This window comes from Niallia endozanthoxylica (genome assembly GCF_008710145.1).
GTDB lineage: Bacteria > Bacillota > Bacilli > Bacillales > Cytobacillaceae > Bacillus_BD > Bacillus_BD endozanthoxylica.
This window is the reverse complement of the sequence record NZ_VYKL01000028.1, coordinates 77,022-94,926: the sequence shown is the minus strand read 5'-3', so window position 1 is coordinate 94,926 and position 17,905 is coordinate 77,022. Positions and strand designations below refer to the sequence as shown.

The window sequence follows — 17,905 nt, the reverse complement described above, 5'->3', positions numbered from 1 at the left end:
AGAAACATAGGGGGGTTCTCGCGTTTTATATGGAAAAGATTTTCCTTAAAATGAAACAGCAGAACCGTCCCGTGTTTCATCCCCGCAAGAAGTCTACAAAGAAATGTTCATATAAATCTCCTAAAAGTACCAGTTTTGTCATATTATTCTTTATTCTTACTTAAGAATTATTCTATAATTAAATTAGTAATTATTGTCATCTAGTTATGAATTTCTTGCGGCTAGAGGCATGCTAATTTCTTAAAAGAAAGGGAGAGAGGCATAATGGAATCAAAAGAAACGTCTAATGTAGGAAAGTGCCCAGTCATGCACAGTAGTGCGACGAGTAATAAGTCTAGTGGTACGACGAACCGAGATTGGTGGCCAAATCAGTTGAACTTAAATATTCTCCATCAGCATGATAGAAAATCGAACCCAATGGGAGAAGACTTCAATTATGCAGAGGAATTTAAGAAATTAGATTATGATGCTCTTAAGCAGGATCTTCAGGAGCTGATGACAACTAGTCAGGATTGGTGGCCTGCTGACTATGGTCATTACGGTCCATTGTTTATTCGTATGTCTTGGCATGCTGCAGGAACGTATCGGATCGGTGATGGCCGAGGCGGCGGCGGAACCGGCAACCAGCGTTTTGCGCCGCTTAACAGCTGGCCTGACAATGCTAGTCTTGATAAAGCCCGCAGACTGTTGTGGCCGATTAAACAAAAGTACGGCAATAAGATTTCATGGGCTGATTTGCTTGTTCTTGCAGGGAATGTGGCGATTGAATTCATGGGAGGAAAGACGGTTGGTTTTGGTGCAGGCCGCGAAGACATTTGGCATCCAGAAGAAGATATCTACTGGGGTGTGGAGCAGAAATGGCTGGATGACAAGCGGTACTCAGGGGATCGTGAGCTTGAGAATCCATTGGCAGCCGTACAGATGGGACTTATTTATGTGAACCCAGAAGGTCCGAACGGCAAACCGGATCCGATTAAAAGTGCCCGCGATATCCGTGAAACTTTTGCACGTATGGGAATGAACGATGAAGAAACTGTCGCACTCATTGCCGGTGGTCACACCTTTGGAAAGGCACATGGTGCTGGAGATGCCTCTCATGTTGGTCCAGAACCGGAAGCGGCGCCCATTGAAGCGCAAGGCTTGGGCTGGCAAAGTTCATACGGAAGCGGCAAAGGCCGTGACACCATTACGAGCGGGCTTGAAGGAGCATGGACGGCTAATCCGACAAAGTGGGACAATGGTTATTTTGATCTATTGTTTGGCTATGATTGGTGGCTGACAAAGAGTCCAGCAGGAGCTTTTCAGTGGCTTGCGGTCGATCCTGCAGAGAAGGACCTTGCACCAGATGCGGAAAATCCATCGCTTCGTGTTCCAACGATGATGTTGACAACGGATATTGCATTGCGTCATGATCCAGCATACGAAAAGATTGCTCGTCGATTCCATAAGAATCCGGAAGAGTTTCAGGATGCTTTTGCACGGGCATGGTTTAAATTATTGCACCGTGATATGGGGCCGCGTACGAGATATTTAGGTCCAGAGGTTCCGGAAGAAGAGTTTATCTGGCAAGATCCAGTGCCAACGGTTGATTATGAATTGAATGAGGCAGAAATAGCGGAAGTTAAAACAAAAATTCTGGATTCGGAGCTTACCATCAGCGAGCTCGTCACAACTGCCTGGGCTTCAGCTAGTACTTACCGCGGCTCAGATCATCGCGGAGGTGCGAATGGTGCCAGGGTTCGTCTGGCTCCGCAGAAGGATTGGGAAGTGAATCAGCCTCAACAACTTTCAAAGGTACTGAATGTACTAGAATTCATTCAAAAACATCTGGATAAAAAAGTCAGCATGGCTGATTTAATTGTATTAGGCGGATGTGCCGCGGTAGAAAAAGCGGCACGAGAGGCAGGGTTTGATATAACTGTGCCATTTACACCTGGACGCGGTGATGCATCACAGGAACAGACGGATGCAGAAAGTTTTGCTGTGCTAGAGCCAATTGCTGATGGTTTCAGAAACTATCAGAAAAAGGAGTATAGCGTAAGTCCAGAAGAGCTCCTTGTAGACAAGGCGCAGCTGCTCAAACTGACTGCACCAGAAATGACCGTACTCGTTGGAGGAATGCGTGTGTTAGGTGCAAATTACGGCGGTACAAAGCACGGAGTATTCACGGACCAAGTCGGCACGCTCACGAACGACTTCTTTGTTCATTTGCTTGATATGGGAGTTGAGTGGAAGCCTGTGGATGGAGGCGTCTATGAAGGACGTGATCGCAAGACCGGTGAAGTCGTGCGTACAGCCACTAGAGTGGACTTGGTATTTGGATCAAATTCCGTTCTGCGTGCCATTGCAGAAGTGTATGCGCAAGACGATAACAAAGAGAAATTTGTACGTGATTTTATTGCAGCCTGGGTCAAGGTAATGAATGCCGATCGTTTTGACCTGAAATAAATAGAATGACAGTCACAAAACAATTCTCGGAAGTTATAAAAATCAAAAGTAGCGAATCGACTAGAATATTATGATGCTTTAGATAAGGCTCATACTTCAAAAGATTATCGTGATTTTATTCAATTAGTGGTAACTGAAGTGGAGGGTTCACTAAATTTATATTTAAGTACGACGAATGAATCGATATTCAATAAAAAACTATAGATATAAAAAAATCAGCCAATTTTCTGGCTGATTTTTTGTTTTTAATGCAAATAAGGACAGTAGCAGAAGGTTCCAACACAGCATTCCCCACAATAGGATTCTTCCATTTTCATTCCCATTTCATTTTAACTTTATAGACTATTAATGGCCGCCCAGAATGCCTTTGATAGTTTTTGATTGTTATATACTGTTTATGATTATTTTTGATAGTTTTTGATTGACTTATAATCGTTTTGGAAGTAAAATACAAGTATATTGATCATATGAAAGCGTTTTAGGAGGTCATTTTTTGCTAGAGCCAGAACGCCATCAAACCATTTTAGAAGCATTAAAGAAAAAGAATACGGTCAAGCTGCAAGAGTTGGTTGAGTTGACAAACTCCTCTGAATCAACGATTCGCAGAGATCTTACGTATCTAGAAAATAGAAATTTATTAAAGAGAGTCCATGGAGGCGCGGCAAGACTGCAGGGGAATCTTATAGAACCAACCATGACAGAGAAATCGTCCAAAAACCTTCAAGCAAAGAATCGAATTGCTCAATGGGCTGCCAGTTTAGTGGAAGAAGGAGACAGCATTTATTTAGATGCTGGGTCGACTATCCTGGAAATGATTCCGTATCTTCCTAGCCATATCGTTGTTGTGACCAATGGGTTAACACATGCAAACGAACTGATTGAAAAAGAGATCAAAACCTATTTGATTGGTGGATCGATTAAGCCGACAACAAAGGCTATGGTGGGTCGGGGAGCCGTTGAAAGTCTTGAGAAATACCAATTTGATAAATGTTTTTTAGGTGTAAATGGAATTCATCCGCGATTTGGTTATACCACTCCTGACCAGGAGGAAGCATTGATTAAACAAATCGCTTTATCACACTCTCGGGAGACCTATGTACTTGCGGATGAATCGAAGTTTTCCGAAGTGTCATTCGCCAAGATTGCGGAGCTCGGTGAGGCTTCTATCATTACTAATCAATTAAGTGAGGAAGCGAAAGAACTTTTTTCTAGTAAAACAAATATTAAGGTTGTGACAGCATGATATATACAGTTACATTGAATCCATCACTTGATTACATCATAGAGGTGGATGGAATAGAATTAGGCCAATTAAATCGAACAAAGTCAGAAGCGAAATTTCCTGGAGGCAAAGGGATTAATGTTTCACAGGTATTAAAAACCTTTGATGTAAAAAGCAGGGCGCTTGGTTTCCTTGGCGGATTCACAGGTGATTATATTGAAAACTATCTAAAATCCATTGATATTGAAACTGATTTTGTGAAAATACAAGAGGATACTCGAATCAACATAAAGCTTCGCTCAAATCAAGAGACTGAAATCAATGCCAAAGGGCCTGATGTCACATCTGATGAATTAAGCTCTTTAAAAAGCAAAATCAATGCTTTAACGAATGAGGATTGCTTAATCCTTGCGGGCAGCATCCCGTCTTCTATGCCGGAAAATATGTACGAAGAATTGGTCCAAATATGTAATCAGAACGGGACTAAATTTGTCGTTGATGCGGAAGGCAGCTTGTTAAAGCGGATTATTCCGTTGAAACCATTTTTAATTAAACCGAATCACCATGAACTCGGTGAGTTCTTTCAAACAAAGATTGAGAGTGTAGAAGAAGCCATACTAAATGGCAGAGAGCTGATCAACATGGGTGCAGAGAATGTCATCGTCTCACTAGCAGATAAAGGTGCAGTATTTATTAATCACTCATGTACTTTTGTCGCGAATGTCCCAAAAGGAGAAATGAAAAGTTCCGTTGGAGCGGGAGATTCCATGGTTGCTGCGTTTATGGCAACTTTTGAAAAAACAGGAAATGTGGAAGAAGCCTTCAAATATAGTGTGGCAGCCGGCAGTGCTACCGCTTTTTCACTTGGTCTATGTACGCTGGAAAAGGTGGAAGAATTACTGCCTCAAGTAGAGATAATCAAGCCATAAGCGAGGAGAACCCTTATGAAAATAACAAAACTCTTAACAAAAGATACCATTCGTTTATCCATTAATGGAACGAAAAAGCTAGATGCAATTGAAGATCTTGTTAAAGTGTTAGATTCTGCGAATATTTTATCAGATCGCCAAATCTTTAAAGAGGCCATTTTGAAGAGGGAAGAACAAAGCACGACTGGAATTGGTGAAGGAATTGCTATTCCCCATGCGAAAACTACCGCTGTTAGAAAAGCGGCGATTGCATTTGGCCGGTCTAGTGAAGGTGTCGACTATGAATCATTAGATGGTCAGCCGGCACATCTATTCTTTATGATTGCCGCACCAGAGGGAGCAAATAATACACATCTAGAGGCATTATCCAGATTATCATCGATTTTAATGAACGAAGAGGCAAGGAAACAGTTATTAGAAGCAAAGACAGAACAAGATATTTTAGCTGTCATTGATCATTATGATGAGGAAGATGAAGCAGAGGACGAATCGATGGAAGGTAAAAAGAACTTTATCATCGCCGTCACAGCTTGTCCGACTGGAATTGCTCACACTTACATGGCGGCGGATTCATTAAAAGCAAAAGCAGCTGAAATGGGTGTGGATATTAAGGTGGAGACCAATGGTTCCAGCGGAGCGAAAAATGTCCTCACATCCAAGGAAATTGATGAAGCTGTTGCCGTTATTGTTGCGGCAGATACAAAGGTTCAAATGAACCGTTTTAACGGAAAGCATGTCATTGAGACAGCTGTTGCAGACGGTATTCGTAAGCCTCAAGAACTAATTGAGAGAGCATTGAAACAAGATGCCCCGCTCTATCAGGCAAATGAAGCTGCTACTAGTGAAAAAGAAGGAAAAAGAGGAATAGGCGCAACCATTTACAAGCATTTAATGAATGGGGTTTCCAATATGCTGCCGTTTGTTGTCGGCGGCGGAATCCTTATCGCGATAAGCTTTATGTTTGGAATTAACGCTGCTAATCCTGATGATCCATCCTACAATGCTTTTGCTGCGGCTTTAAATACGATTGGCGGTGGGAATGCTTTTGGACTGATGATTCCAGTATTAGCAGGGTTCATCGCGATGAGTATTGCTGACCGTCCAGGTTTTGCTCCGGGTATGGTTGGCGGACTTTTAGCTGCAACTGGTGGGGCCGGATTTTTAGGCGGACTTATTGCCGGTTTCTTAGCTGGTTACCTAGTCGTTGGCTTAAAGAAAGTTCTGAAAGGACTTCCTGCTTCATTAGAGGGAATTAAAACAATCTTACTCTATCCATTATTAGGTATTGCTCTAACTGGACTCATCATGCTTTATGTCGTCAATAAACCAGTGGGAGCCTTGAATACAGGCATATCAGAATTTTTGTCAGGGCTTGGTACAGGAAATGCTGTTCTGTTAGGAATTATTTTAGGACTTATGATGTCATTTGATATGGGCGGCCCGGTAAATAAGGCGGCATATGTATTCGGAACTGGTTTATTGGCAAGCGGTGTGTATGAGCCGATGGCAGCCATCATGGCAGCAGGTATGGTCCCACCACTAGGAATCGCGTTAGCTACTACTTTATTTAAAAAGAAATTCAGCAAACAAGACCAGGAAGCTGGAAAAGTGAATTATATTATGGGATTATCGTTTATTACAGAAGGTGCGATTCCATATGCAGCAGCGGATCCTGTTCGAGTCATTCCATCCGTAATGGTTGGGTCTGCGGTTGCAGGAGGACTGTCCATGCTATTTGGAATCAGTCTTCGTGCCCCGCATGGCGGACTATTTGTTTTCCCGCTAGTTGATGGTAATTGGCTTCTATATCTGTTGGCAGTTGTAATAGGAGCCATTGTCTCAGCTATCTTAATAGGAATCTTGAAAAAACCAGTCCAATAGACAACTGAAATAAAGTTGGGAACAAAAAGTCTCATTTCAATTCAATGTTTAAAATAAAAGGGGAAGCAGGGGGGATATTCTTATCCTTGCTTCATTCTAATTGATTAACTGGAGGAATTAGATATGGTTGAAAAAAGTTATACAATAACAAGTGATTCTGGATTGCATGCTCGTCCTTCTACTGTATTAGTTAGCTCAGTATCACGGTTTAACTCAGACGTAACACTTGAATACAATGGAAAACAAGCAAATTTAAAATCGATTATGGGTGTTATGTCACTAGGGATTGCAAAAGGAGCATCTGTGAAAATCACGGCAAATGGTGAGGACGAATCACTAGCCTTAGCCGCTATCGATGAGGTAATGAAAAAAGAGGGCCTTGCCGGCTAATAATCGTTTTTTAGTAGAGTAAAAGTGTCTCGAACATTTGCATATTTTAGCTTCTTACTATGAATCTATTAAAAGTCTTCTTTTTCAAGGAGACTTTTTTTGTTTGGGAAACATGGAAACGGCTCTGAAACATGGAGGGCGGTTTCGCGTTTTATATGGAAGATATCTCCTTTGAGCTGAAACGGCAGAACCGTCCCCGTATTTCTATCGGAGCATTTTCTTCAATAACATTTCATAAAGAAATATCTTCTTCCGAAATGAAAGTTATTCCATTTGCTATTTCATGATATGTCTGTTATTCTTAGGAAGAATTATTTTTGTTCTTTTTCAGATTGAGAATTTATTTTGTTTTTCGTCTAAAGTATTTGAGCAAGGGTAGTAACACAATGTGTGGAGATCCACACGAGGAGGCAACAATTATGGAACAAGGTAAAGTAAAGTGGTTTAATGCAGAAAAAGGTTTTGGATTCATCGAGCGTGAAGCAGGAGAAGACGTATTCGTACATTTCTCAGCAATCCAAGGCGAAGGTTTCAAATCTTTAGACGAAGGTCAAAGTGTAACTTTTGAAATTGAACAAGGTCAACGTGGCTCACAAGCTACAAACGTTCAAAAAGCTTAATAATATCAGGTGGCAGACCCTAAATGAAGGGGTCTGTTTTTTATTTGCTTAAATTTTCTTTACCTGTACTTGGATTGCATGCTCGTCCTGCTACCATATTGGTTAGCTCAGTATCACAGTTTCAGTCAGAATTAACAACTGAATATAACGGAAAATAAGTAAATTTAAAATCGATTATGGGCATTATGTCACTTAGAGTTGTACAAGGAGTATGTGTGAAAATTACTGCAAACGGTGAGGACGAATCAGCAGCCATGGCCGCAATCGATGAGCTCATGAAAAAAGAAGGCCTTGCCGGCTAACAATCGCTTTTTTGTAGAGTAAAGGTGCTTCGAACATTTACCTATCTCGGCTTCTTACTATTGAATTTATCAAAAGTCTTCTTTATTAAGGAGACTTTTTTGTTTGTGAAACGAATGGTTCACCTCATGGTAACTTTACAATGAACTTTGGAATGTTAATGATTATTTATTTCAAAACTGGCTGCTTGGTCCCGTTTTAATGTTCTTTTTAGCCATTATCTTTTTACAGGATAAGCCAGAGTATATGGCTGGTTTAATTATGATTGGGCTTGCCCGTTGTATTGCCATGGTGATTGTTTGGAATGATTTGGCCCGCGGGGATCGTGAATATGTTGCAGGATTAGTGGCATTTAACTCTGTATTCCAGATTTTATTCTATTCCGTTTTTGCTTATTTCTTCTTAAATGTCCTTCCTGGTGTATTTGGATTAGAAAATTTATCTGTTTCTATCTCGATGTGGGAAATTGCAAAGAGTGTACTTATTTATTTAGGCCTACCATTTGCAGCAGGTATGTTGACACGCTTTATCGGGTTAATGGTGAAAGGGAAGGAATGGTATGAGGGGAAGTTTTTACCTAAAATCTCTCCGCTTACACTAATCGCTTTATTATTTACGATTGTGATGATGTTCTCATTAAAAGGAGATCAAATGATTGCTTTGCCATTCCGTTGTTAATCTATTTCTTAATCATGTTTGCCGTATCCTTTTTTGCTTCTCGCAAAGCAGGTGCGTCTTATCCGGTAACAGCAGCACATTCCTTTACAGCTGCAAGTAACAACTTTGAATTAGCGATTGCCGTAGCGGTTGCGGTATTTGGAATTAACAGCGGTGAAGCTTTTGCAGCTGTTATTGGTCCGTTAGTGGAGGTTCCTGTCCTAATCGCTCTTGTTGGTGTAGCTTTACGATGGGAAAGGAAATATTTTCGCACAACAATACAATAATGAAATGAGGAGGAACTACCTATGTCGCACAAAAAATCAATCTATTTCTTATGTACGGGAAACTCTTGCAGAAGTCAAATGGCTGAAGGGTGGGCAAAAAAATATTTAGGTGATGAGTGGAGCGTCTACAGTGCTGGAATCGAAGCGCATGGATTAAACCCGAATGCAGTAAAGGCGATGAAAGAAGTTGGTATTGATATTTCCAATCAAACATCAGATAGGATTGATCTGGAAATTTTAAATAACGCGGATTTGGTGGTTACCTTATGTGGAGATGCTGCGGATAAATGCCCAATCACACCCTCACATGTGAAACGTGAACACTGGGGATTTGATGATCCAGCTGGAAAAGAGTGGTCTGAATTTCAGCGTGTTCACGATGAAATTGGTGACAGGATTAAGAGATTTAAGGAAACAGGGAAATAACAAGCGCGTCTTTTCTTAGTCATTCCTACTCTATGTTTTTTGTAAGAGAATTGATTCTGAATCGTATATAATAGATAAAAGAATCAATTAGAGCATATCGGATTGGGGGAATGATGATGGATTTCATTGCAATTGATTTTGAAATAGCGAATAATCACTTAAATAGTGCCTGTTCTTTAGGGATGGCTTTTGTTGAGGATAATCAAATTATCGATGAAAAATATTTTTTAATACAGCCTCCGACACTTCATTTCGAAGAGGAAACGGTAAAGGTGCATGGATTAACAGCCCAAGATGTGATGCATGCGAAGAAATTTAATGAAATTTGGGAAGAAATCAAGGATTATTTTCATGATGTCCCGATTGTCGCACATAACGCCCAATTTGACATGAGTGTGCTGCACGCCTGTTTGACTGCCTATTCGCTGGAGATACCGGAATTTCCATATATTTGCAGCATTCCGATTAGTGCGAAAGCATGCAGCGGAGAAAAAGTCGGAAATTCATTAAAGGATCGGCTTGCTCATTTTGATATCCAATTGAACGACCATCACAATGCCCTTGCAGATGCCGTTTCCTGTGCCAAGCTTGTCATTGCAAGTGTAGAATTGAAGCGGAAAAAATCATTGCAGTCCTATTGCAAGGTATACAGAAGCATCCCAGTGAAAATGTTCTCAGAGCTAAAACCCCAAATCTACTTCAAAAATAAAACGAAGCAGACTAAAGAGAACAAGTTTAAAAATCGAATCGCCATTTCTGAAATAACTTCCTCTGTTGAAAACTATAATGAGGATCATATTCTATTTGGGAAAAATGTGGTGTTTACCGGGGATTTAGAGACGATTGATCGAAAAGCTGCGATGCAAAAGGTAGTGGACTTGGGCGGGCTAGTAAAAAGCGGTGTAAGCGGAAAAACACATTATTTAGTCGTAGGGCAGCAGGATTTAACTCTAGTAGGCAAAGAGGGCTTGAGCACAAAAGAGAAAAAAGCCTATGCCCTAATGGAACAGGGAAATGACATCAAAGTGATTAGAGAAACTGAGTTCCTAGATTTAATCAAATCATGACCAATCATTATAGGCGGCAGATGCTATCTCCATGTTGGATGGTATCTGCCGCCTTGCTGTTTTTTGAAAGTCGAAATTTTCTAACATAATGTATAAATAAAGATTATAATTGAGATAGAGTTAAAATCGTACTAAATAACAACCTTTAAATGATCGAATGTTTTAAAATGAATGATGATGGAATATTCATTAGAAGAGGAGGGGTTGGATGAACAAATATCTATTAACTAGTTTATTAGCACTTGTTTTGTTGTTATCTGGATGCACCGTTGATCGTGGAAATGATTCTCCTACTAACAATGGATTGAATCCTGTACAGGAGGAGCAGAAGGGAAACGAAGAAAGTAAAGATAATGAAAATGAACAACAAGAAACACAGAATGAATCTGAAACCGAATCAATCACAATCGAAGAATATTATCCTATAGAAGAAAATGTTCACTATGTGTATGAAGGGACGGGAAATGAATATGCTTCTTTTGATGTTTATAACGATTATACTGCTGAGCAGAAAGTACAGCAAAGAGTCGATAATGGCGGTACGGTGTTAGCCCGTATCATTGAAATAAAGGATGGGAAACTAATCCATACGTATTCAAGAGGAGAAGCATATTACAGGGAAAATCTATTAAGCTCCAAAAGCAGTGAAGAGGAAGTTCTATTAATGGAACCATTAAAGGAAGGGACATCTTGGAAGTTAAAGGATTCAAGAGTTAGAACGATTACCAATCTTTCAGCTGACGTAACCACACCGTCTGGGAAATATCAGGCGATTGAGGTAAGTACAGAAGGTCCTGATGGGAAAACGCTTGACTATTATGTCAAAGGGATTAGTTTAGTTCAAACATTATTTCAATCAAATGGGACGGAGGTCCGTTCTTCTTTAAGTAAAATAGAAAAAAACGTTCCGCTCGTTCAAAGTATTCGATTTTTTTATCCTAATATTGATGATGATCGATTATATTATAAAAATATAGAAATTTCTTTTCATACCAATGATATAACTAAAATGGTATTAGAAAAGGCTTATAAAGAAAATGTGCCGGATTTACTAAATACGGTATTGACGAAGAATACAAAAATAACTAGTTTATATTTAAATCAAGATAACAATCTATATATTGATATAAATAAAGCCTTTTTAACAGAACTGTCCGCTGGAGGAGGTCTTGAAATGATGATCCTTCAAAGTATCGTCAGTACGTTTGGTCATTATTATGGCGTGGAAAAAGTATATCTTACCGTTGATAATGAACTCTATGAATCTGGACATATTTCATTGAATAAAGGAGAATTTTTAACTGTAACTCCTATGGAAGAGACTGTTGAAATAAAATAGTAAAGTAACAGCGTACGACAGGCGCCATCATTTGGATGGTGCCTGTCATTTTTCTTAATACATAAAATGGTGAACGAATGAATAAATAAGCGATTTTTTATGTGAAGTGAAGAATCAAATGGGAAGATAATCTATGCCACGTCAGAAGTTCCAGTCAGCTGACATACATCCTCGTTATCCCAAAGGGCGGGTATCCGCATTCGGGGTCAACTCAGTATATCCTCGTATTCCCTGGGTTGCAGGCTGGTGGTCGTTTACTTTTCCGGGCTTTGGACACATGTTTTTAGGTAAGTACCTACATGGTTTTATCCTAATTATCTGGGAAATTATAGTAAATAACATGGCTAATCTAAACATGGGGATTGCCTTATCCATGTTAGGCAGGTTTGAGGAGGCAAAGGCCGTACTAAACGAGGACTGGATTCTGCTTTATATCCTCAATGGCTTTGGCCTTATTGGCTCTGGAACAGGCGGGTTCTTTAGCTTAAGAAATGACTTATCGATGAAAACTCTTTTGCTGGAAAAAGATGTTTATTTCTACGCCTAGGAAGGAATTGAAATAAAGATTAAGAACGGATGGTTTGAGGAACCGCCATAAATGGAAGACCGGGCTCAAATTATCAAAAAGGGATGAAGTCTAAAGGGATGAACGATGAAGAAGCGAGTGCTTCATAACTATTTTACTTCTATAGTGTAACCAAAGGTAAGCACACTCCTGTGTTTACCTTCTTTATATTTTGTGTTTAAACTTTGTAATCATCCCCCTTATTAATGGAAATGAAAACATCCTGATGGCTTATTTACATATAAAGAACCATACACTCTATATTTTACTTCATATCACACATAGATATTCTTTCTATTGAGCATTCTAAAAGAAAAAGGGATGCTTTTGATGAAGAGAAATAAAACTCAGTTAAGATTATTACAAATGATATTCTTGATCAATTCGGTGATTATCATTCCAATAATATTAAGAAAACGGCCAATAAAAGATTGGATTATAGTCTATTTATTCAATGCGGTTACAAACGGTATGATAGATAGAATTTTAGCGAAGAATAAAATCATAAGATATCCAGTTCGATTATTTTCCAAAATATTCGATACAAATATATTATTCGATTATTTTTTATATCCTACTTTTACCGTTCTTTATAATCAATGGACCTATAAGGACAACGTTCTTCAAATGATTTACAAACTTTTTCTCTTGCTCCTGCCTTCATTTTTTATTGAACTTTGGGCAGAGAGAAGAACGGATTATATTGTATGGAGTAGAAAGTGGAAGTGGTACCATACTTTCTTCAGTCTCATGTTGAAATCATTATTTACAAGATCTATTATTGGTATAATAAGGAAGATAGATCATATGGGTTTTCAGAGAAATTGAATCATTCTGTTTTGAGTAAATGGGACTTTACGCCAGCCGCAGTAAAGCCTTTTTTTATTGATGTGAAGTGTGGTTTGTGAGATTAAATGTATAATATAAAAAATCTTTGTAATAACAGGTGAAAATAGGACAAAAGGCATCCTGAATAGATGTATTCGGGATGCCTTTTGCCTGCTATACTAACCTGCTAATCGGGGACATTCTACTGCTGCCAGATGTTCTTTTCAACAATCTCTGATAAACTAATAAAATATAATCTAATGAGGAGAGGAATTCAATTGAAAATATATCAAGCTACCATTGAAGATTTAGAGGGAATATCCCATTTATTTAATGGCTATCGCATGTTTTATCAACAAACATCAGATTTAGAAGGTGCCAAGACTTACATAAAAAATCGTTTAGAAAACAAGGATTCTATTATATTTGTTGTTAAAGATAAACAAGAGTATTTAGGGTTTACTCAACTTTATCCCACATTTTCATCCATTTCCATGAAAAGGGCATGGGTTTTAAATGACTTATATGTAGATACAGAAACTAGAAACCAAGGAATAGGAAACATGCTCTTACATAAAGCAAAAGATTTTGCTATTGAAACAGGTGCTAAAAGTATTAGTTTGGAAACAGCACCAGATAACTATGCGGCTCAAAGATTATATGAGAAAAATGGATATAAAAGGGACTCTCAATTTTATCATTATGATTTAGATTTAGCTGAATAGCCTTTAAATGTTTAGTCAACGATTGGGTGCGTTGATTTTAGGGAGATGTGAAATAGTAGTTAATAATCTATACAAATGGAGGTGAATCAAGTGAAGGGAATGTTACCTGCTTGTTTCGTATTGTTTGCTGCAATCCTTTGGGGGACCACTGGTACCACTCAGGCGCTTGCGCCAGCGGGTGCACATCCGATTGCTATTGGGGCTACCCGCTTAGCGGTTGGAGGTTTATTTTTATTATTGATTTTACTCGTAATAGGGAAATTCAACTTACGAGGTTGGCCAATCAAGACAACGATTATGGCTTCTTTATGTATGGCTTTGTATAACCCTTTATTCTTCTCAGCGGTTTCCATTACAGGAGTAGCCATTGGGACAGTCGTAGCTATTGGGAGTGCACCTATCTTCTCGGGAATTATAGAATGGATGTATGTAAAGGTTCGTCCGCCTAAAATTTGGTGGAACTCTACTTTCCTATCAATAGCAGGTTGTCTATTAATCTTTGTTAATAAAGAAGTATTAGTAAACCCAATAGGAATCGTAATGGCTCTTGGGGCTGGGTTATCCTTTGCCAGCTATACTTTTATAAGTAGAACTTTGGTTGAAAAACATTCGTCCTTATCAGTAGTAGCAGTCGTTTTTACCCTCAGTGCCATTTGGCTATCTCCATTTTTATTTGTTTTTGACATGTCTTGGATCATGAGCTTTCGAGGGGTGGGTGTAAGTCTTCAACTTGGCATTATGGCAACCGGGATAGCCTATCTTCTTTTTGCCAAAGGACTTGTCCATGTTTCTTCATCAACGGCCGTTACGCTTTCATTAGCCGAACCATTAACCGCTGCATTACTAGGCGTTTTTCTATTGGGCGAATCCTTAACGACTACTTCATGGTTTGGAATCATTCTCTTAATACTAGGAATTGGAATCTTATTAGGGTTCCCTAAAAAATCGATAAGCAAAAAAGAGACTAGGATGGTTCAATAGTGAGGGATATTCTAAATCTAAAAAATTTGCTATGAATTGAATGGAGGAACAGTCTATGTCAAAAATTCCATCAAACCTTGAGAATTTGCGTATTCCTGTAATCGGAGCACCGTTATTTATCATTAGTAATCCTAAATTAGTGATTGAGCAATGCAAGGCAGGGATTGTTGGAGCGATGCCTGCGCTGAATGCTAGGCCCGCAAGCCTCTTAGATGAATGGCTGGCAGAGATAACAGAAGAGCTTGCCGCTTATAACGCAAAAAATCCAGATTGTCCAGCTGCACCATTTGCCATCAATCAAATTGTTCACAAGTCCAATGATCGGTTGGAGCACGACATGGAATTGTGTGTAAAGTATAAAGTGCCAATTATTATTTCATCCTTAGGTGCCCGCAAAGAAATATTCGACGCAGCACATAGCTACGGAGGAATGGTTCTGCATGACATCATTAATAACACGTTTGCCCACAAGGCAATAGACAAAGGCGCAGATGGCTTAATAGCTGTTGCGGCAGGTGCAGGCGGCCATGCTGGGATGAAGAGTCCCTTTGCTTTGGTTCAAGAAATCCGCCAATGGTTCGATGGTCCGCTTGCTTTGTCTGGATCGATTGCCACGGGAGCTGCTGTCCTTGCTGCCCAAGCGATGGGAGCTGATTTTGCCTATATTGGCTCTCCGTTTATTGCCACACATGAAGCGCGTGCATCTGAAGAATATAAGCAAGCCATTATTGACAGTACATCCGATGATATTGTTTATACCAGTCTGTTCACCGGTGTTCATGGAAATTACTTGAAACCATCGATTGCAGCAGCGGGATTGGATCCCGACAATCTTCCGGAAGGTAATCCATCACAGATGCATTTTGGAGAAAAGTCCATTAAGCCTTGGAAGGATATTTGGGGAAGCGGACAAGGCATTGGTGTGATAAAAGAGGTAACAAGTGCAGCAGAATTTGTTGATAAGCTATTTACGGAATATATGGACGCAAGGGATCGTTTAATCCCACGTAGTGAAGGCGGAAGGAATAGCAGAAGGCATTAAATTGGTTGCCAAAAATATGATAAAAGCTAGGACGACCATTCATAAAATCATTGAAATGACTGGATTAACTGAAAAGGAGATTTTGGAATGAAAAGAATCCTAAGAAATTAGGAATTCATTCTATCTGTGAATGGAGCGCATTCTCCTCAAATGATTTTCGCGAATAAGCGTTGCAATCCTTCTTTATGATTTCAACAAAAAAGTATTTGAGGGTGAAGTGATATAAATTAGCTCAAAATTTATATCGCTTCACCCTTAATTAGTTGGTTTTGGAGGGAAGCGGGAATGATGATTGTTCTTTATTTTCCCTTATTTTCTGCAAACATTGGCAGAGAAGTGGCAGGTAGAACAATTTCATCTGTTTTAACATCATATAATCCATAAGGAATGATGCGTAATCCTGGTAAGAAGTCACATGTTAAGAATAGTAGCGTATACAGGATATCATGGAAAGGAAAACCGCGTTCCTGAACAGCTGACAATAGCTTGTCATGAAAGTCCACAGCCACTTTAAAAGATGAATCGGGAATCATCATTCCTAATAAGGGCAAGGGGATTTCCAAAATAATAGAATCTCCGTCTACAATGACAATGCCTCCTCCCATTTCATGAACACGAGCTGCTGCTTTTGCCATTGCTTCTGGTTTTCTTCCAACGACGAGCAATTCTGCCGTTGTATTATAGGTGGAGGCCATGCCATCTAAATGGACCGCAAATCTCTCCATCATTCCTCTTGTCACCCACTGCCCCTCTCTGTCAATTAAAGCAGTATAAACGAGGCCTTCTTGCTCAGATAGATCGGCATATCCATTAATAGAAGGAATTTCCATATTTTTCCTTTGTGTGATGACGTTGCTGCGGAAATATATAACCGGTACAGGTTCTTTTGAATTAGCATGCGGATAAGCATATAACTCTGGTCTTTCAAGTACGGATTTCGGAAAGGCAAAAGGTTCACTCACGCGATATTTATCCCAACGAATAGGAGGCAATGAAACTTTCAATTCACCCTTTTCAGCAACAATCTCTCCGCCTGCAATAACCATTGAAGGACGGAAATCAACCAGGTTTGGCAGCAATAAAATATCAGCTCGTTTTCCAGGAGCGATTCCGCCAATATAGTCATCCAAACGCAAATAAGTTGCTGCGTTAAGAGTAACCATCTGAAGAGCAGTCATAGCCGGTACACCGAGTTCTACAGCTTGCCTTACAAGTCCATCTACAAATCCTTCTTTTTCAATAAAACCAGGATGCGGGCCATCCGTTGTCATTAAAATTCGATTTGTGTTAACACTCCCTTCTGTAATGAGTTTAATAATCTCTGAAAGATCAGGTCGTAATGAACTATTTCGAAGGGTTGTCCATAGTCCTAGTCTTAGTCGGTTCAGTGCTTCCTGCGTTGTAATGGCTTCATGGCAAGCACTTACTCCGGATGCTGCAATAGAATTCAATTTCTCATACGAACAGCCTGCATTATGGCCATCCACTACTTTGCCCATTTTCTTCGTAACTTCGACTGTATCGAGTAAAAAAGGATCACCATGATATAATAATGGCCAACGAGTGACTTCCGCGGTCCCTGCAACTTCATCTAATTGGAGAAGTTCTTGTACATCCTTTTGATTAAACCAATCTCTTTCACCTGGATAATCGGCCTGTGAAATTAAGCGAATGAGCCATAGAAAATTACCGGGAAGTTCTTTTAAATCGAAAAGCATTTCCTTAAACCCTTTAGCTCCCATTTTTAAATAAAAAAATAAATTATCATTTACGGTTGTCGTTGTACCAAGGGGCAAGACTTTTTCGGTCTGGCTCACTGGATTATAAAACACCCATGGATGGGCGTGAGGTTCAATAAATCCTGGAGACACAAACATCCCATGGGCATCAATTATCTTTGTTTCAGGGCCAATCGATGCCTCATCTTCCCCTACATAAGCAATGGAATCCTTATAGATTGCTATATTATGACTCAAGAATTCCCCAGAGTACACATTAATCACGGTGCCGCCTTTAATATATACATCAGCAGTCCGAAGCCCTTGGGCCACTTCAATTAATTCATTTCTTGCAGCTTTTAATTTCATTTCAGTTTCTCCTACCCTTAATCATTATGTTTTATATGTTATTGTCGATTGTTAATATAATATATCAATAATGGTGGGAATTTTCAAAAAGTTCAAATAGAATCTTCCTCT

General features: G+C 39.5%; 15 protein-coding genes and 2 pseudogenes. 16 read left to right on the top strand and 1 reads right to left on the bottom strand.

The annotated features are described in order from the left end of the window. The first annotated feature begins 264 nt into the window (after positions 1-264). The 16 genes and pseudogenes from katG (at position 265) to F4V44_RS18240 (ending at position 15,707) form a co-directional block, all read left to right on the top strand. A complete protein-coding gene (gene katG / locus F4V44_RS18315; protein WP_150441468.1) occupies positions 265-2,448 on the top strand; it encodes a catalase/peroxidase HPI in 2,184 nt (727 codons plus the stop codon). Positions 2,449-2,941: 493 nt separating this feature from the next. After that, complete coding sequence (locus tag F4V44_RS18310; RefSeq protein ID WP_150441467.1) at positions 2,942-3,691, top strand: DeoR/GlpR family DNA-binding transcription regulator; 750 nt, start codon at positions 2,942-2,944, stop codon at positions 3,689-3,691. Next, on the top strand, positions 3,688-4,599 hold the full coding sequence (gene pfkB, locus F4V44_RS18305; RefSeq protein ID WP_150441466.1) for a 1-phosphofructokinase: 912 nt from the start codon (positions 3,688-3,690) through the stop codon (positions 4,597-4,599). Before F4V44_RS18310 ends, pfkB begins: the two co-directional genes overlap by 4 nt. 15 nt (positions 4,600-4,614) lie before the next feature. Further along, positions 4,615-6,480: a PTS fructose transporter subunit IIABC gene (locus F4V44_RS18300; protein WP_150441465.1), complete on the top strand. Its 1,866-nt coding sequence runs from the start codon at positions 4,615-4,617 to the stop codon at positions 6,478-6,480. Between the two features lie 123 nt (positions 6,481-6,603). After that, positions 6,604-6,870 (top strand): phosphocarrier protein HPr, encoded by a 267-nt coding sequence (locus F4V44_RS18295; protein WP_150441464.1) that lies wholly within the window; start codon positions 6,604-6,606, stop codon positions 6,868-6,870. A gap of 419 nt (positions 6,871-7,289) precedes the next feature. After that, a complete protein-coding gene (locus F4V44_RS18290; RefSeq protein WP_150441463.1) occupies positions 7,290-7,490 on the top strand; it encodes a cold-shock protein in 201 nt (66 codons plus the stop codon). Between the two features lie 23 nt (positions 7,491-7,513). Continuing rightward, a pseudogene (locus tag F4V44_RS18285) lies at positions 7,514-7,792 on the top strand (phosphocarrier protein HPr). 166 nt (positions 7,793-7,958) lie between these two features. Continuing rightward, positions 7,959-8,734 (top strand): annotated as a pseudogene (gene arsB, locus F4V44_RS18280) (ACR3 family arsenite efflux transporter); the annotation flags it as partial. A 21-nt stretch (positions 8,735-8,755) separates the two neighbouring features. Then, positions 8,756-9,160, top strand: coding sequence for an arsenate reductase (thioredoxin) (gene arsC, locus F4V44_RS18275; RefSeq protein WP_150441462.1), 405 nt, complete (start codon positions 8,756-8,758; stop codon positions 9,158-9,160). A 116-nt stretch (positions 9,161-9,276) separates the two neighbouring features. Continuing rightward, entirely contained in the window at positions 9,277-10,227 is a 951-nt protein-coding gene (locus F4V44_RS18270) for an exonuclease domain-containing protein (RefSeq protein WP_150441461.1), read from the top strand. Between the two features lie 208 nt (positions 10,228-10,435). Then, positions 10,436-11,566, top strand: a complete 1,131-nt coding sequence (locus F4V44_RS18265) for a GerMN domain-containing protein (RefSeq protein ID WP_150441460.1) — start codon at positions 10,436-10,438, stop codon at positions 11,564-11,566. Positions 11,567-11,699: 133 nt separating this feature from the next. Then, complete coding sequence (locus tag F4V44_RS18260) at positions 11,700-12,113, top strand: DUF3231 family protein (RefSeq protein ID WP_223881953.1); 414 nt, start codon at positions 11,700-11,702, stop codon at positions 12,111-12,113. 339 nt (positions 12,114-12,452) lie between these two features. Further along, complete coding sequence (locus F4V44_RS28300) at positions 12,453-12,959, top strand: CBO0543 family protein (protein ID WP_317978344.1); 507 nt, start codon at positions 12,453-12,455, stop codon at positions 12,957-12,959. Between the two features lie 278 nt (positions 12,960-13,237). After that, entirely contained in the window at positions 13,238-13,684 is a 447-nt protein-coding gene (locus F4V44_RS18250) for a GNAT family N-acetyltransferase (protein ID WP_150441458.1), read from the top strand. A 99-nt stretch (positions 13,685-13,783) separates the two neighbouring features. Beyond that, a complete protein-coding gene (locus F4V44_RS18245) occupies positions 13,784-14,665 on the top strand; it encodes an EamA family transporter (protein WP_150441512.1) in 882 nt (293 codons plus the stop codon). Positions 14,666-14,720: 55 nt separating this feature from the next. Then, positions 14,721-15,707: an NAD(P)H-dependent flavin oxidoreductase gene (locus F4V44_RS18240; protein WP_150441457.1), complete on the top strand. Its 987-nt coding sequence runs from the start codon at positions 14,721-14,723 to the stop codon at positions 15,705-15,707. Positions 15,708-16,006: 299 nt separating this feature from the next. Here F4V44_RS18240 and F4V44_RS18235 read toward each other — a convergent pair whose 3' ends face one another. Further along, positions 16,007-17,794, bottom strand: a complete 1,788-nt coding sequence (locus F4V44_RS18235) for an adenine deaminase C-terminal domain-containing protein (protein WP_150441456.1) — start codon at positions 17,792-17,794, stop codon at positions 16,007-16,009. Positions 17,795-17,905: the final 111 nt, after the last annotated feature.

Bases quoted from the DNA above. Each gene is read 5' to 3' on its own strand.
- katG (WP_150441468.1), top strand. From the start codon at position 265: ATGGAATCAAAAGAAACGTCTAATGTAGGAAAGTGCCCAGTCATGCAC.
- F4V44_RS18270 (WP_150441461.1), top strand. From the start codon at position 9,277: ATGGATTTCATTGCAATTGATTTTGAAATAGCGAATAATCACTTAAAT.
- pfkB (WP_150441466.1), top strand. From the start codon at position 3,688: ATGATATATACAGTTACATTGAATCCATCACTTGATTACATCATAGAG.
- F4V44_RS18300 (WP_150441465.1), top strand. From the start codon at position 4,615: ATGAAAATAACAAAACTCTTAACAAAAGATACCATTCGTTTATCCATT.
- F4V44_RS18245 (WP_150441512.1), top strand. From the start codon at position 13,784: ATGTTACCTGCTTGTTTCGTATTGTTTGCTGCAATCCTTTGGGGGACC.
- F4V44_RS18260 (WP_223881953.1), top strand. From the start codon at position 11,700: ATGCCACGTCAGAAGTTCCAGTCAGCTGACATACATCCTCGTTATCCC.
- arsC (WP_150441462.1), top strand. From the start codon at position 8,756: ATGTCGCACAAAAAATCAATCTATTTCTTATGTACGGGAAACTCTTGC.
- F4V44_RS18295 (WP_150441464.1), top strand. From the start codon at position 6,604: ATGGTTGAAAAAAGTTATACAATAACAAGTGATTCTGGATTGCATGCT.
- F4V44_RS28300 (WP_317978344.1), top strand. From the start codon at position 12,453: ATGCTTTTGATGAAGAGAAATAAAACTCAGTTAAGATTATTACAAATG.
- F4V44_RS18290 (WP_150441463.1), top strand. From the start codon at position 7,290: ATGGAACAAGGTAAAGTAAAGTGGTTTAATGCAGAAAAAGGTTTTGGA.
- F4V44_RS18235 (WP_150441456.1), bottom strand. From the start codon at position 17,794: ATGAAATTAAAAGCTGCAAGAAATGAATTAATTGAAGTGGCCCAAGGG.
- F4V44_RS18265 (WP_150441460.1), top strand. From the start codon at position 10,436: ATGAACAAATATCTATTAACTAGTTTATTAGCACTTGTTTTGTTGTTA.
- F4V44_RS18240 (WP_150441457.1), top strand. From the start codon at position 14,721: ATGTCAAAAATTCCATCAAACCTTGAGAATTTGCGTATTCCTGTAATC.